Source organism: Caulobacter sp. BK020 (genome assembly GCF_004342605.1).
GTDB lineage: Bacteria > Pseudomonadota > Alphaproteobacteria > Caulobacterales > Caulobacteraceae > Caulobacter.
Window position 1 is genome coordinate 1 of record NZ_SLZL01000001.1, and the last position, 13912, is coordinate 13912.

Consider the following 13912-nt stretch of genomic DNA (forward strand, 5'->3'; position numbering starts at 1 on the left):
GACGACAGCGGCGTGGGCTGGCATTACATCGCGCCGGGCAAGCCCCAGCAGAACGGCTACAACGAAAGCTTCAACGGCCGGCTGCGCGACGAACTACTGAACGAGACCCTGTTCCGGTCGCTGCCGCACGCCCGCGCCGTGCTGGAGACCTGGCGGCGCGATTACAACGAGCGCCGGCCCCATTCCAAGCTCGGCTGGATGACGCCCAGGGCGTACGCCAGCGCCTTCTGCGGAGACACCGGCCGGCACGCTGCGCAGGCTGATAGCTCCGCGCGCCGGCCTCTTGCCACCCACCAACACCAAGGCTCAAATCAACCCAGGACTCTCGTTATCGCTGGATGAAAAATGGGGGTCACGTCACGGTCACAACGATCAGCAAACGCACCTTGAGAGAGGCCCGTCCCCGGACGCGCTTCTTAACACGCGAGGAGTTCGCTTCTCTCAAATCTGCGGCACCCGACTTCTTCAAGCCGATGCTCGTGCTGGCTGTCGAGACCGGGATGCGCCGCGAGGAGCTTCTCAGCCTGACGGTGAGGTCGATTGACCTCGAACGGCGGGAGGTTCACCTCGACAAGACCAAGACAAACGCACCACGCCGGGTGCCATTGACGGACACAGCAGCGGTCACAGTCGAAAGCCTCCTGAACGCTCCCAACCGACCGTTGTCGCCCTACCTGTTCTGCAAGGCTGATGGCAGCCGGTATGTGGACCCGAAGAAGGCGTTCGCGTCAGCCTTGAAAGCAAGTGGGATCAAAGACTTCCGCTGGCATGACCTTCGTCACACCTTCGCGTCATGGTGGGTGCAAGCGGGCGGCGACCTCTACCGTCTCAGCAGGGTGCTGGGTCATTCCACGCTGCAAATGAGCGCGCGATATGGCCACCTTCGCACCGACGATCTGCACGACGAACTGCGGACCTTGGCACAAAAGCGGTCACAGGGGCGTCAGACCAAGGCTCCAGAACTGTCGCCGGAACTGTCCGTGGATTTTGGCTCGCGACCGTCTAAACCGTTGAAGGAAAACGGTTCTCGACGGTCTGGAGTGTCAGGAGAAAATGGCGCGCCCGGAACGATTCGAACGTCCGACCCTCAGATTCGTAGTCTGATGCTCTATCCAGCTGAGCTACGGGCGCGCACTGCCTTTCGGCGAGGCGGGGGAGATAGCCCGGACCATCCGAGGACGCAAGCGCCTTTTGATGCAGAAGAGGCGAAGTTTGTGGAGAAGGGCCTCCAGGCCTTGACCCGCAAGGCTCCGCTCCCCTTTTGGAAGGAACGACCTTGGCCACGCGGGGATCGCAACGGCGCGCTCCCCGTTTCCGTGGCCGGGGTCTTCGAGAAGGTTCGCCATGCGTCTGATCGCCCCCCTGCTCCTTGCCCTGCTCGCCGGCTGCGCGCCCCTCGCGGCGGAGGCCGGGCCGCCGGCGCCGGCGGCCGCGACGGCGGCGTCCGCCCCCGCCTACACGCCCCGCGGCATGGTGGCGGCGGCCAATCCCCTGGCGGTTGAGGCCGGTCTGCGGGTGCTGCGCGACGGCGGCACGGCGGTGGACGCGGCGGTGGCGGTGCAGGCGGTGCTGGGCCTGGTCGAGCCGCAGAGCTCGGGCCTGGGCGGCGGGTCGTTCCTGGTGTTCTACGACGCCAAGACCGGCAAGGTGACCGCCTATGACGGCCGCGAGACGGCGCCGCGGGCGGCGACGCCGCAGCTGTTCATGGGACCGGACGGCAAGCCGCTGAACTTCGTGACCGCCGTGCTGTCGGGCCGCTCGACCGGCGTGCCCGGCGCGGTCGGCATGCTGGCCCAGGCCCAGAAGGAACACGGCAAGGCCGCCTGGAACACGCTGTTCAAGGACGCCGAGCGCCTGGCCGACGGCGGCTTCACGGTCAGCCCGCGCCTGGCCGGCATGATCAACAGCCCGCGCGTGCCGCAGAACGTCGCGCCGGACGTGATCGCCTATTTCACCAAGCCGGACGGCCAGCGCTACCAGGCCGGCGACACCCTGAAGAACCCGGCCTACGCCGCCACCGTGCGCGACCTGGCCGCCAAGGGCCCCAGCGCCCTCTACGACGGCCCCCTGGCCCAGCAGATCGTTGACCGGCTGCACCAGGGCGACCTGCCCTCCAGCATGACCCTGGCCGACCTGAAGGCCTACAGGCCGCGCTCGGCCGACGCCCTGTGCCGGCCGTGGAAGGTCTACACCGTCTGCGTGCCCAATCCGTCGTCGAGCGGCGTGTCGGTGCTCCAGGCGCTGATGATGCTGGAGCACACCGACATCGCCCAGCGCGGACCGACCGATCCGGTGGCCTGGGCCCAGCTGGCGGAGGCCGAGCGGGTGATGTACGCCGACCGCGACCGCTATGTCGGCGATCCGTCGTTCGTGAAGGTGCCGGTCGAGGGCCTGCTGGATCCGGCCTATGTCGCCCAGAGGGCCAAGCTGATCGGCAACACCGCCGGGCCGGTCCCGACGTTCGGCCTGCCGAAGGGCGCGCCGGCGGTCGGACCGGACAAGACCCAGGAGCCGGCCGGGACGACCCACATGGTCATCGTCGATCCGATGGGCAATGTCGTGTCGATGACCACCACGGTCGAGAGCGTGTTCGGCTCGGGCCGGATGGTCGGCGGGTTCTTCCTCAACAACCAGCTGACCGACTTCAACTTCGACCCGCACGACGGCGACGGGGCGCCGGGGGCCAACGCCGTGGCCGGCGGCAAGCGGCCGCGTTCGTCGATGGTTCCGATCGTCGTGCTGGACAAGGACGGCAAATTCCTGGCCGCCGTGGGCTCGCCCGGCGGCTCGGCGATCCTGTCCTACAATCTCAAGGCCATGGTCGGGGTGTTCGACTGGGGCCTGACCATGCAGCAGGCCATCAACCTGCCCAACCTGGTGGCGCGCGGCGACAGCTTCTCGGCGGACGTCGAGAAGTTCGGGCCGGAGATGACGGCGGCCCTGCAGGCGCGGGGGGTGGCGATCAGGACCGGCCAGAACGAGACCTCCGGCCTGCACGGGGTGATCGTGCGACCGGGCGGCGTGCTGGAAGGCGGGGCCGACCCCCGCCGCGAGGGGGTGGCCAAGGGGTTGTAGGACCCCCTCCGGCCCTTCGCCCCTCACACGGGAGGATCTACGCCCTACGTGCTGCTCCCCTCTGGGGGAGCTGTCGCGGAGCGACTGAGGGGGCCTACGGCTTCGACTTCGCCCTGGGCTTCACCGGCTCGGGCGGCGGTTCCGGCAGCGGCTCGGGCGCGCCCGCCAGCGTCAGGTCGAACACCGAGCCGCCCGGTCCGGTCTCGACCAGGGCCAGGTCGCCGCCGTGGCCCTGGGCCAGTTCGCGGGCGATGGCCAGGCCCAGGCCGGTGCCGCCCCGCCGCACCGAGCCGACGAACGGCTGGAACAGGTTGTTGCGCGCCTTTTCCGGCACGCCGGGGCCGTCGTCGGACAGCCGCAGGATGCTTGAGCCCTCGGCGCGGCGCAGCTCGACGAACACCCGGCCCTTGCCGCCGCGGTCGGGCGCGCCCTCGATCGCCTCGCGGGCGTTGCGCAGCAGGTTGGTCAGGATGCGGTGCAGCTGGTCCGGATCGGCCAGCACCTGCTCGCGGCCGTCGATCACGGTCTCCAGGGCCACGCCCGTCGGCTGCAGGCCGGCGTCCTCGGCGGCCATGTCCAGGGCGGCGCGCAGCGGGGTGGCGCGCAGGGCCGGGGCCGGCTCCTTGGACTTGCCGTAGGCCATCACGTCGCTGGCCAGGGTGATGGCGCGGTCCAGGGCCCGTTCGAGGCGCGGCAGGGCCTGGGCCACCTTGGGGTCGCCCAGGGCGGCCAGACGGTCGGAGGCCATCTGGGCGCTGGTCAGCATGTTGCGCAGGTCGTGATTGATCTTGGCCACCGCCTCGCCCAGCGCGGCCAGCCGGGCCTTGGCCTGCAGGGCGGCGATCAGGTCGGTCTGCATCATGTCCAGTTCGCGTTCGGCCCGGCCGATCTCGTCGCGGCGGCGCGAGACCACCACCCGGGCGGCCGGATCCTCGGGATCGACGCGGAACCGCTCCATGGCCTGGGTGATGCGCTGCATGGGCCGCACCAAGAGGAAGTTCAGCGACAGATAGATCAGCCCGCCGGCCAGGGCCGCGACGAACAGCGTCACCCCGGCCAGCCGGCCCAGGGTGGCGACCAGCTCGGCCTTCAGCTTGGCGTCGGGCAGCACGATCTCGACGAACTCGGCCTCCTGGCGGAAGCGCGGCTCGGCCATCACCCGCACCATGCTGCCGGGCGCGCTCTTGAGGGTGAAGAACGGCGCGGCCAGCCAGGAGCCGGGGTTCTGGCGGCGCAGGTCGACCAGGTAGGGCGGCTGGATCTTCAGGCCGCGCGGCTCCGACGGCAGGACCAGGCGGCGGGCGCCGTCGACCTCGAGCGCCACGATCACCACCCCGGCCTGGTCGAGCAGCTGCTGGGAGACCTTGTCGGTCACCCGCCGCTCGGGATCGGCGTCGGCGATGGTCGAGGCCAGCTCGGCGGCCCGCACCCGGTCCAGCAGCCACTGCTTCTCGAAATAGGCCAGGGCGGGCGGCAGGATGACGACGCCGGCGATGGCCACGAACAGGGCGGTCAGCAGCAGCAGGCGCGCCGACAGGCCTCCGGGCCACGGGAAGCGACGCCCTGGCCTGGCATTCTCCGGAACGGACGGCGCGACCGGCTCGGTCATTCGTCTGGGTTACTTCACGTCTGGAGCTTGGGCAACGCGGCGGTTTCGCCAATAGCGCCACAACGGCGGCAGCAAGGCCAGGGCGCCCATCGCCGCGATCGGCAGGTAGATGCGCGGCGAGAACAGGGTGTGCATCGTCACCGGCTCGCCGCTGGCGAAGATATGGCCCAGGCCCGCGCCGATGCCGGCATAGACGAACGAGCTGGGAATCATCCCCAGGAACGAGGCCAGCAGATAGGTGCGCACCGGGATGTTCATCAGGCCCGAGGCGACATTGACCAGCAGCAGGGGGAAGGCCGGGATCAGGCGCAGGGTCAGCAGGTAGGAGAAGGCGTCGGCCCTGAAGCCTTCCTCGATCCGGGTCAGCAGGGCGCCGGGCTTGCGGCGCAGGAAGTCGCCGAAGGCCGAGCGGCAGACGAGATAGACCACGGTCGAGCCGCCGGTCGCCCCGGTCACCGCCGCCGCCCCGCCGCCGATCGGTCCGAACAGGAAGCCGCCGGTCAGGGACAGGAACAGGGCGCCCGGCAGCGAGATCGACACCGTGGCGACGTAGATCAGGATGTAGATCGCCGCGCACTTCAGCGGATTGGCCGCGGCGTAGGCCTGCAGGGCCTGTCCGTGGGCCTGCAGGGTCGCCAGGTCGAGCTTGCCGGCCAGGCCGCTGGCCAGGGCGGCGACCAGCAGGATCAGCAAGGCCCCCAGCGGCCCGAACCGGCGCAGCCAGGCCAGGGTGGCGTCAGGCGTCATCCCGCGCCGACCGCGTCGGTCACCGAGGCGAAGCCCTCGGCGCGCAGCCGGGCGGCCAGGTCGCGCTTGATCCGCTGGACCAGGCCGGGGCCGCCATAGACCAGGGCCGAATAGAGCTGCACGGCGCAGGCCCCGGCCCGGATCTTGGCCAGGGCGTCGGCGCCGCTGGCGACCCCGCCCGCCCCGATCAGGACCAGCCGACCGCTGTTGGCGGCGTGGAACCGGGCCAGCATGGCCGTGGAGGCGGCCAGCAGCGGCCGGCCGGACAGGCCGCCGCTCTCGCCCTTGTGGGACGAGGCCAGGTCGGTGGGGCGGGCGATCGTGGTGTTGCTGACGATGATCCCGTTCAGGCCGTTGGCCGTGACGGTCTCGACGATGGCCTCGACCTCGCCGTCCTCCAGGTCGGGCGCGACCTTCAGGAAGATCGGATAGTCGACCGTTCCGGCCGCCTTCAGCAGGCCGCGCGCCTCGGCGATGCGGCCCAGCAGCTCTTCCAGCGCCGCCCGGGTCTGCAGGGCGCGCAGGCCGGGGGTGTTGGGCGAGGAGATGTTGACGGTGAAATAGTCCGACAGGCCCCAGAGCCGCGTCAGGCCGGCGACATAGTCGACGATCCGGTCGGTCGCGTCCTTGTTGGCCCCGATATTGGCCCCGACCACCGGTCTCCGGCGTTCGGGAACGGGCGCGGCCTTCAGGGCCGACAGGCGGGCGGCGAACGGCTCCAGCCCCGCGTTGTTGAAGCCCATCCGGTTGATCACCGCCTGGTCCTGGGTCAGGCGAAACAGCCGCGGCCGCGGGTTGCCGGCCTGGGCCAGGGGCGTGACCGTGCCGCATTCCACGAAGCCGAATCCGGCCTGGGACATGGCGGCGGGCACCTCGGCGTTCTTGTCGAAACCGGCGGCCAGGCCCACGCAGTTGGACAGCGAAAGACCGGCCACCGTGCAGGCCAGGATCGGATCGTCGACGTCGGACTGGCGCGGGCCCAGGCCCATCTTCAGACCCCGGATCGCCCAGCCGTGGGCGTCCTCGGGGTCAAGCGCATGCAGGGCTCGGGCGGCGATGTCGTGCAAGGTCATTGGGGCAGGCTCATGCGGCCAGCTCGCCCAGGATCGGCGCGCCGTCGGCGTCCAGCGCGAGCGGCCGCTCGGCGATCACCTCGTCCACCTTCAGCGCGCGGAACAGGTGCGGGAACAGGGCCCCGCCGCGCGAGGCCTCCCATTTCAGGGCCTCGCCCAGGTCGTCGGCCTCGACGGTCAGCAGCATCAGGTCGGACTGGCCCTTGAAATAGAGTTCAGCCGTCCGCTGGGCGGTGTCGTGACCGGAGAAGTGGATGAAGCCGTCGGCCAGGTCGACCGCCGAGCCGGCGAAGACGCCGGCCGCGCGAGCAGCCTCCCATTCGGCCTTGGGAAGGATCTTGTAGATCTTGCTCATTCGCCGCCGTGTCCGCCGTTTTCCGAAGCATAGAACAGGTGGCTCAAGGTCGGGGCTCCATCGGGGTCGATCGAAAACACCGCGACGGTCGCGGTGGGGAACTTGCCGCGCAGCTGGGCCAGCTTGGCGGGATCGGCCGGACCGCCCATGGCCAGGCGCAGGGCCAGCTCGTGCAGGCCGGGATTGTGGCCCACGACCATGACCGTTCCTTTGTCGGGCGCCTCCTCGCGAATCGCCGCCAGCACGTCCTGGGCCTCGGCGTGATAGAGGTCGCGGCGGGTGGCGGCTCGCGCCTTGGGAAACGCCGGGGCGGCGGCGTCCCAGGTCTCGCGGGTGCGGCGGGCCGAGGAGACCAGGGCAAGGTCTGGCGACAGGCCGGCCTTGGCCAGGACCTTGGCCATCAGGGCCGCGTCGTTCTGGCCGCGCGGCGCCAGGGCGCGCTCGAAATCGCCGCCCGACGCGGCGTGTTGCTCGGCCTTGCCGTGGCGCATGAGGATCAGTCGGTCCATGATCCTCCATAGCCTTGACCGGAGCGCATCGGAAGCGCGCGGTTGACACGGAACACGCCAAGCGGTCCAAGGCGGCATGGCTGAACTCGACTTCGCCGGACCTGTGCTGTCGGAAGGCGGAACCTGGCGGTTTCCGTCCCATCAACCTCTGCGGCTCGACTCCGGCGCCCAGCTGGAAAACCTGGAGATCGCCTACCGCACCTGGGGCGAGCTGAACGCCGACGGCACCAACGCGATCCTGATCTGCCATGCCCTGACCGGCGACCAGCACGTGGCCGGAACCCACCCGGTCAGCGGCAAGCCCGGCTGGTGGACCCGCCTGGTCGGTCCCGGCAAGCCGATCGATCCGGCCAAGCACTTCGTCATCTGCTCCAACGTGGTGGGCGGCTGCATGGGCTCGACCGGCCCCGCCTCGATCAATCCGGCCACCGGCAAGGCCTACGGCCTGAGCTTCCCGGTGATCACCATCGCCGACATGGTGCGGGCCCAGGCCATGCTGGTCGAGGCGCTGGGCGTCGAGAACCTGCTGGCCGTGGTGGGCGGCTCGATGGGCGGCATGCAGGTGCAGCAATGGGCGGCCGACTATCCCGACAAGCTGTTCAGCGCGGTGATCGTCGCGTCGGCCTCGCGCCACTCGGCCCAGAACATCGCCTTCCACGAGGTGGGCCGCCAGGCGATCATGGCCGACCCCGACTGGAAGGCCGGCGCCTACGCCGAAGGCAAGTCCCGGCCGGAAAAAGGCCTGGCCGTGGCGCGGATGGCCGCCCACATCACCTACCTGTCCGAACCGGCCCTGCAGCGGAAGTTCGGCCGCGAGCTGCAGCGCGACGGCCTGTCGTGGGGCTTCGACGCCGACTTCCAGGTGGAGAGCTACCTGCGCCACCAGGGGGCCAGCTTCGTCGACCGCTTCGACGCCAACTCCTATCTCTACATCACCCGGGCCATGGACTATTTCGACCTGGCCGCCGCCCATGGCGGGGTATTGGCCCAGGCCTTCGCCGGGGCGCGCCACGTACGCTTCTGCGTGCTGTCGTTCACCAGCGACTGGCTCTATCCGACCGCCGAGAACCGCCACATCGTCCGCGCCCTGACCGCCGCCGGCTGCCGCGCGGCCTTCGTCGAGATCGAGAGCGACAAGGGCCACGACGCCTTCCTGCTGGACGAGCCGGTGATGGACGCGGCGCTGCAGGGCTTCCTCGGCTCGGTCGAACGGGAGCGGGGTCTGGCCAAATGATCCGCGAGGACTTCAAGGAGATCCTGCGCCTGGTCCGTCCCGGCTCCCGCGTGCTGGACGTCGGCTGCGGCGAGGGCGTGCTGCTGGACCTGCTGACCCGGGAAAAGCAGGTCGACGGCCGCGGGCTGGAGATCAGCGCCGCCGGCGTCGCCGCCTGCATGTCGCGCGGCCTGTCGGTGGTGCAGGGCGACGCCGACCTGGACCTGGACCACTTCCCCGACCGCTCCTTCGACTACGCCATCCTGTCCCAGACCCTGCAGGCGACGCGCCAGCCGCGCCACGTGCTGGACGAGCTGCTGCGGATCGCCGACCGGGCCGTGGTCTCGTTCCCCAACTTCGGCCACTGGCGGGTGCGCTGGTCGCTGCTGCATCGGGGCCGCATGCCCGAGACCGAGGCCCTGCCCCTGCCCTGGTGGTCGACGCCCAACATCCACCTGTGCACCCTGGCCGACTTCCTGGCCCTGACCGAGGACCTGGGCGTGCGCATCGACGCCTGCGCCGCCTTCGCCGGGATCGGCCCGGCCCGGCAGATCGACCCGACCAAGGCCATCGAGAACTGGCGCGCCGAAAGCTGCCTGTTCATGCTCAGCCGCAATCCTCCGCCGGTGCAAGGCGCGACGAGGACGGAACCTCCAGCGACCTCAGGCGATCTCTTCGACGGATGAAGCTTCGTCTCATGACCTACAATGTCCACCGGTGCGTGGGCACGGATCGCAAGCTCGACGTCGAGCGTGTGGCCGAGGTCATCGCTGCGGAAAACGCCGACGTGGTGGCGCTCCAGGAACTGGACGTCCGCCGGGCCCGCACCCGGGGCGTGGACCAGGCCCACCGCCTGGCCGAACTGCTGAAGATGCGCTCGCACTTCCATCCGGCCATGGCGGTGGAGGAAGAGCTGTACGGCGACGCTATCCTGACCGCCCTGCCCGAGAAGAAGGTCAAGGCCGACGGCCTGCCGCTGTATCCGCGCATCCCCGGCCTGGAGCCGCGCGGCGCCATCTGGATCACCGTCGACGTCGGCGGGACGCCGGTGCAGATCATCAACACCCACCTGGGCCTGGTTCCCCAGGAGCAGAAGCGCCAGGCCGCCGCCCTGCTGGGCGAGGGCTGGATCACCCACGAGGCCTGGAAGGCGCCCGGCATCCTGCTGGGCGACTTCAACGCCACGCCCTATTCGGCCACCTATCGCCTGCTGAGGGCGGCCCTGCGCGACGCCCAGGCCCCTAGCGCCACGTGGCGAAAGACGCCGACCGCGACCTTCCCGTCCAACTTCCCGTTCATGCGCATCGACCACGTGTTCCTGACCAAGGGCCTGGAGACGGTGGGGGTGCGCTCGCCCTACGGCCCCCTGGCGCGGACCGCCTCGGATCACCTGCCGCTGGTGGTGGACCTGGAGATCACCGGCGCTTGACGCGGGCCTGACCGCGGACGCGTCGAAAGTCCGAAGAAGGGTGGTTGTCGGACCTCCCTCTCCCATAGGGAGAGGGTCGGGGTGAGGGGTTATTGAGCAAGACGGAGTGCCGGCACGCCGGTCGACGCTGTAACCCCTCACCCTCCCACCGCTTCGCGGCGGGCCCCTCCCTCTCCCTAAAGGAGAGGGATCTGAAGTCCGACCTGGGTCGAAAGCAGCCGATCACCTCTGCCCGAAGGACGGAAAGTCACTCCCGCAGGTGATCGGGCAGTTCCGGTCGGAAATCCGCCGTCAGGCGGCGCAGCTCGCGCCTGAGGCGCCGGCGGCGGCCCCAGGGCCGCCAGGCGTCGGTCGGCGAGATCGCGTCGCCCAGGCTCCAGTTGGCGATGAACCGCTGGACGCCGGTCAGCGGCTTGGCCGGCACGGGCGCCAGGCGACGCGGCTGGCCGTCCTTGCGATCCAGTTCGTTGATCGTCGCCGCCAGGCCGCCCAGGCGGTCATAGGTCTCCAGCACATAGCCGGTCTCGTGGTCCAGGAAGTGGCCGATCAGCCGGCCCAGGAAGGCGCGGATCGCGGCGCGGCTGGTCTCGTCGGTCCCCTCGAAGGCGATGTCGCACTCGGTGTCCAGCCCGATCGAGCGGTTGTTCAGGTTGGCCGAGCCCAGCCGCAGCACCCGGTCGTCCATGATCGCCACCTTGGAGTGGACGATGATCGCCGCCCCTTTCGGCGTGCGGGCGCTGAAGGCCGAGAAGCGGCCATGGACGTCGATCTCGCGCAGGCGGTTGATCGCCGAGGTGCGGGCGCTGTCCATGGTCATCTGGTCGAAATAGCTGGGGCTGTGCGCCGGCCCCACGGTCACCACCTCCGGCCCGTCCGGCTCGGCCAGGCGTTCGGCCAGGGCTTCGACGATGATCGGCGAGGTCAGGTACTGGTTCTCCAGATAGACCAGCCGCCGCGCGGCCTTGATGCTGGCCAGGTGCATCAGCATCGACTCGTTGATCTCGGCGTCGTCCTTCCAGGCCGGCTGGGTGCGGCAGACGGCGACCGGAACATTGCGCAGGTCCGGCGCCAGATAGTCCGGCCAGGGCGCCTCCGCGGGCCTTTCGGGGCGCTCCAGCGCCTCGCCCGTCGAGCGGGCCCAGCGGGCGATGAACAGGTCGCCCAGGGCCTCGGCCGCCTTGCCGTCGACCATCGCCGCCACCTCGTGGCGCGCCGGATAATGATGACCGGTCGGCAGGCGGCGGCGGGGATCGTTGTCCAGGTGCTGGGTGGTGTCCCAGCGATCGACGCCGATGTCGCCGCCGCTGACCAGGGCCACCGAGCCGTCGACCACGACCACCTTCTGGTGGTGGCTGGCGCTGGCCGGCAGGGTGTTGTCCAGGTGGTACTTCACCCGCGAGCCGGTGAAGAAAACCTGGCCGCGATGGGGTCCGAACAGCTGCGAGGCGGCGATCGGGAACGGCATGTCCCAGACCAGGATCCGGACGTCCAGGCCGGGGTTCAGCGCAGCCTGCCGGCGCAGCAACAAGCCGATGCGGTCCACGTGCTTGGGGTCTCGGCTCTTCCTGACCCGGTCGGGATCCAGGCGGGTCAGCGGGTCGAACACCCAGGCCAGGATCCAGATCGACTTCCGGGCCGACAGCAGGATCGACTTCAGCGCGTCGAAGGCCTCGTCGTTGTCGATGAACAGCGCCAGCCGGTCGGCCTGCTCGACGCGCCAACAGGTGGCGCCCGGTCGGAGGAGGGAAGCGGCGGTCAGCGAGGATGTGTCGTCGGCCATATCGCCCCTTGTGCCATGGAAATTCGTCAACGCACGGACCCATGTTATGGCTCCGCTTGGATTGAACGCTGACCCATGTTTGTTGGACGCCGATGACAACCCAGACACCCGCCCATCATGTTCTCGCCGACCGCCAGCGCCTTTGGGCCTTCTGGCTGGGCTGCCTGGTGGTCACCGCCGGCGTGGTCCTGCACGTGCCGATGTACCTGATGGGCGCCGACATCGGCTACCGGCTGGCCGGCATGAAGATGGACCTGGGCATGACCGTGGGCATGCTGATCATCCCGCCCGGCTGCGCCCTGGCCGGCTGGGGCCTGCTGCCTCGGCGCGGCGTCGACCATCACCTGGAGCACACGATCGAGGTCACCCCGCCCGAGGACGCGCCGCTGTCCCTGGCCCATTGGGGCCTGATGCTGGTGCTGGTGGTGGCCCTGATCATCGACATCATGAAGCCGGCCAGCCTGGGCTTCGTGGTGCCGGGCATGATCAAGGAATACGGGGTGACCAAGGCCATGGTCGCCTGGCTGCCGTTCGCCGCCCTGACCGGCACGGTGGCCGGTTCGATCATCTGGGGCGCCCTGGCGGACATCTTCGGGCGGCGGGCCTCGATCCTGCTGTCGGCGGTGATGTTCGTCGGCACCTCGATCTGCGGGGCCATGCCCGATTTCTGGTGGAACGTCGGCATGTGCTTCATGATGGGCGCGGCGGCCGGCGGGCTGCTGCCGGTGGTCTACGCCCTGCTGGCCGAGACCATGCCGTCCAAGCACCGCGGCTGGGCCCTGGTGCTGGTGGGCGGCCTGGGAGCCGTGGGCGGCTATCTGGCCTCGTCCAGTTCGTCGGCCTGGCTGCAGCCGGCGTTCGGCTGGCGGATCATGTGGTTCCTGAACCTGCCGACCGGTCTGATCCTGATCGCCCTGTCCGGTTTCATCCCCGAATCGGCCAAATTCCTGATGGCCATCGGCCGCCTCGACGCCGCCCATGCGGTGATGAAGCGGTTCGGCTCGGTGGTCCGCGAGAAGGCGGACCGGCCCGAGGATCACCACCACGTCCTGACCCCGCCGCCGGTCGAGCGGCGCTTCCTGGGCAAGACCGCCGCCCTCAGCATCGCCGCCGTGGCCTGGGGCCTGGTCAATTTCGGCCTGCTGCTGTGGCTGCCGGCCGAGCTGGTCGCCGAAGGCCACAGCGTCGGGGTCTCCAGCCAGCTGCTGGCCAAGTCGGCCCTGATCGCCTTCCCGACCGTCTTCGTCTGCGCTTTCCTCTACAGCCGCTGGAGCACCAAGTGGTCGCTGGCGACGACGATCGCGGTCAGCGCCCTGGGGGTGGCCGGCGTGCTGACCATCGGCCCCGGCGTCAGCCCGGTGCTGCCGGTGGCCCTGATGATCATCGGCACGAACGGCCTGCTGGCCATCCTGCTGCCCTATACCGCTGAGAGCTTCCCACTGCGGATCCGCGGCCGCGCCACGGGCTGGGTGGCGGCGTGCAGCAAGTCGGGCGGGCTGATCGCCCAGCTGCTGGGCATCCTGGCCGCCGTGCCGCCGCTGAAGGTCGCCGCCCTGATGATCATCGCGCCCCTGGCCCTGGCCCTGGCCCTGGTGGCCTGGTTCGGCACCGAGACGCGCGGCCGGGACCTGCGGGAGCTGGAGGGGTAGGCGTCCGGCGTCCTTCGAGGCTCGCATCTCAGGATGAGGAAATCAGAGCCAGCCTACGTTCCTCTTCGTGAGGTGCTCGCGAAGCGAGCCTCGAAGGACGCAGGGCGGACTACCCCGCGATCGCGGCGGCGTCGCGTTCGCCGGTGCGGATGCGCAGGGCCTGTTCCAGGTCCATGACGAACACCTTGCCGTCGCCGATCTTGCCGGTGTTGGCGGTGCGCTGCAGGGCCTCGACCACCGGCTCGACCACATCGGTGGGCACGGCGATCTCCAGCTTGACCTTGGGCAGCAACTTCACCTCGTACTCGGCGCCGCGATAGACCTCGGTCTTGCCCTTCTGTCGGCCATAGCCGCGAACCTCGGTGACCGTCAGGCCCGAGGCGCCGGCCTCGGTGACCGCCTCAAGCACGGCGTCCAGGCGACTGGGCTTGATAATGGCGACGATCATCTTCATGGCGCGGCTCCCGCTGACG

At 69.8% G+C, this 13912-nt stretch carries 13 protein-coding genes, 1 tRNA gene and 1 pseudogene; 7 read left to right on the plus strand and 8 right to left on the minus strand.

What is annotated here, in order from left to right; genetic code table 11:
- The coding region (locus EV278_RS00005) for an integrase core domain-containing protein (RefSeq protein WP_132085426.1) at window positions 1–342 on the plus strand (342 nt) is incomplete at its 5' end.
- Window positions 343–1054: 712 nt separating this feature from the next.
- On the opposite strand, the gene EV278_RS00015 is transcribed toward EV278_RS00005, so the two are convergent.
- A tRNA-Arg gene (locus tag EV278_RS00015) sits at window positions 1055–1131 on the minus strand.
- Between the two features lie 213 nt (window positions 1132–1344).
- On the opposite strand from EV278_RS00015, the gene ggt reads away from it, so the two are divergent.
- Window positions 1345–3075, plus strand: coding sequence for a gamma-glutamyltransferase (gene ggt / locus EV278_RS00020; RefSeq protein ID WP_132085428.1), 1731 nt, complete (start codon window positions 1345–1347; stop codon window positions 3073–3075).
- Between the two features lie 94 nt (window positions 3076–3169).
- On the opposite strand, the gene EV278_RS00025 is transcribed toward ggt, so the two are convergent.
- Genes EV278_RS00025 through EV278_RS00045 form a run of 5 tightly spaced genes read right to left on the minus strand, consistent with a single transcriptional unit; the run spans window position 3170 to window position 7368 of the window.
- Window positions 3170–4684 carry a HAMP domain-containing sensor histidine kinase gene (locus EV278_RS00025; protein WP_132085430.1) on the minus strand — a complete coding sequence of 505 codons (1515 nt, stop codon included), beginning with the start codon at window positions 4682–4684 and terminating at the stop codon, window positions 3170–3172.
- Window positions 4685–4693: 9 nt separating this feature from the next.
- Window positions 4694–5431, minus strand: coding sequence for a TVP38/TMEM64 family protein (locus EV278_RS00030; RefSeq protein WP_132085432.1), 738 nt, complete (start codon window positions 5429–5431; stop codon window positions 4694–4696).
- Window positions 5428–6504 carry a quinone-dependent dihydroorotate dehydrogenase gene (locus EV278_RS00035; RefSeq protein WP_132085434.1) on the minus strand — a complete coding sequence of 359 codons (1077 nt, stop codon included), beginning with the start codon at window positions 6502–6504 and terminating at the stop codon, window positions 5428–5430. Before EV278_RS00035 ends, EV278_RS00030 begins: the two co-directional genes overlap by 4 nt.
- A 10-nt stretch (window positions 6505–6514) precedes the next feature.
- Window positions 6515–6859 (minus strand): DUF952 domain-containing protein, encoded by a 345-nt coding sequence (locus EV278_RS00040; RefSeq protein ID WP_132085436.1) that lies wholly within the window; start codon window positions 6857–6859, stop codon window positions 6515–6517.
- Window positions 6856–7368 (minus strand): histidine phosphatase family protein, encoded by a 513-nt coding sequence (locus EV278_RS00045; RefSeq protein WP_132085438.1) that lies wholly within the window; start codon window positions 7366–7368, stop codon window positions 6856–6858. Before EV278_RS00045 ends, EV278_RS00040 begins: the two co-directional genes overlap by 4 nt.
- 76 nt (window positions 7369–7444) lie before the next feature.
- On the opposite strand from EV278_RS00045, the gene EV278_RS00050 reads away from it, so the two are divergent.
- The 4 genes and pseudogenes from EV278_RS00050 to EV278_RS24195 all read left to right on the plus strand — a co-directional run bounded on the left by EV278_RS00050 (window position 7445) and on the right by EV278_RS24195 (window position 10190).
- A complete protein-coding gene (locus EV278_RS00050; protein WP_132085440.1) occupies window positions 7445–8602 on the plus strand; it encodes a homoserine O-acetyltransferase in 1158 nt (385 codons plus the stop codon).
- The gene (metW, locus tag EV278_RS00055) at window positions 8599–9267 is read left to right on the plus strand and encodes a methionine biosynthesis protein MetW (RefSeq protein ID WP_132085442.1); all 669 of its coding nucleotides are present in this window, start codon (window positions 8599–8601) and stop codon (window positions 9265–9267) included. The genes EV278_RS00050 and metW overlap by 4 nt, the downstream gene beginning before the upstream one ends.
- Window positions 9264–10010, plus strand: coding sequence for an endonuclease/exonuclease/phosphatase family protein (locus EV278_RS00060; protein ID WP_132085444.1), 747 nt, complete (start codon window positions 9264–9266; stop codon window positions 10008–10010). The genes metW and EV278_RS00060 overlap by 4 nt, the downstream gene beginning before the upstream one ends.
- 81 nt (window positions 10011–10091) lie before the next feature.
- Window positions 10092–10190, plus strand: a pseudogene (locus tag EV278_RS24195) (hypothetical protein).
- Between the two features lie 67 nt (window positions 10191–10257).
- Here EV278_RS24195 and EV278_RS00065 read toward each other — a convergent pair.
- Entirely contained in the window at window positions 10258–11790 is a 1533-nt protein-coding gene (locus EV278_RS00065) for a phospholipase D-like domain-containing protein (RefSeq protein ID WP_132085446.1), read from the minus strand.
- Between the two features lie 92 nt (window positions 11791–11882).
- Here EV278_RS00065 and EV278_RS00070 point away from each other — a divergent pair, with 92 nt between their 5' ends.
- Window positions 11883–13439 carry an MFS transporter gene (locus EV278_RS00070; RefSeq protein ID WP_132085448.1) on the plus strand — a complete coding sequence of 519 codons (1557 nt, stop codon included), beginning with the start codon at window positions 11883–11885 and terminating at the stop codon, window positions 13437–13439.
- 109 nt (window positions 13440–13548) lie between these two features.
- Here EV278_RS00070 and EV278_RS00075 read toward each other — a convergent pair whose 3' ends face one another.
- Complete coding sequence (locus EV278_RS00075) at window positions 13549–13893, minus strand: P-II family nitrogen regulator (RefSeq protein ID WP_062143741.1); 345 nt, start codon at window positions 13891–13893, stop codon at window positions 13549–13551.
- Window positions 13894–13912: the final 19 nt, after the last annotated feature.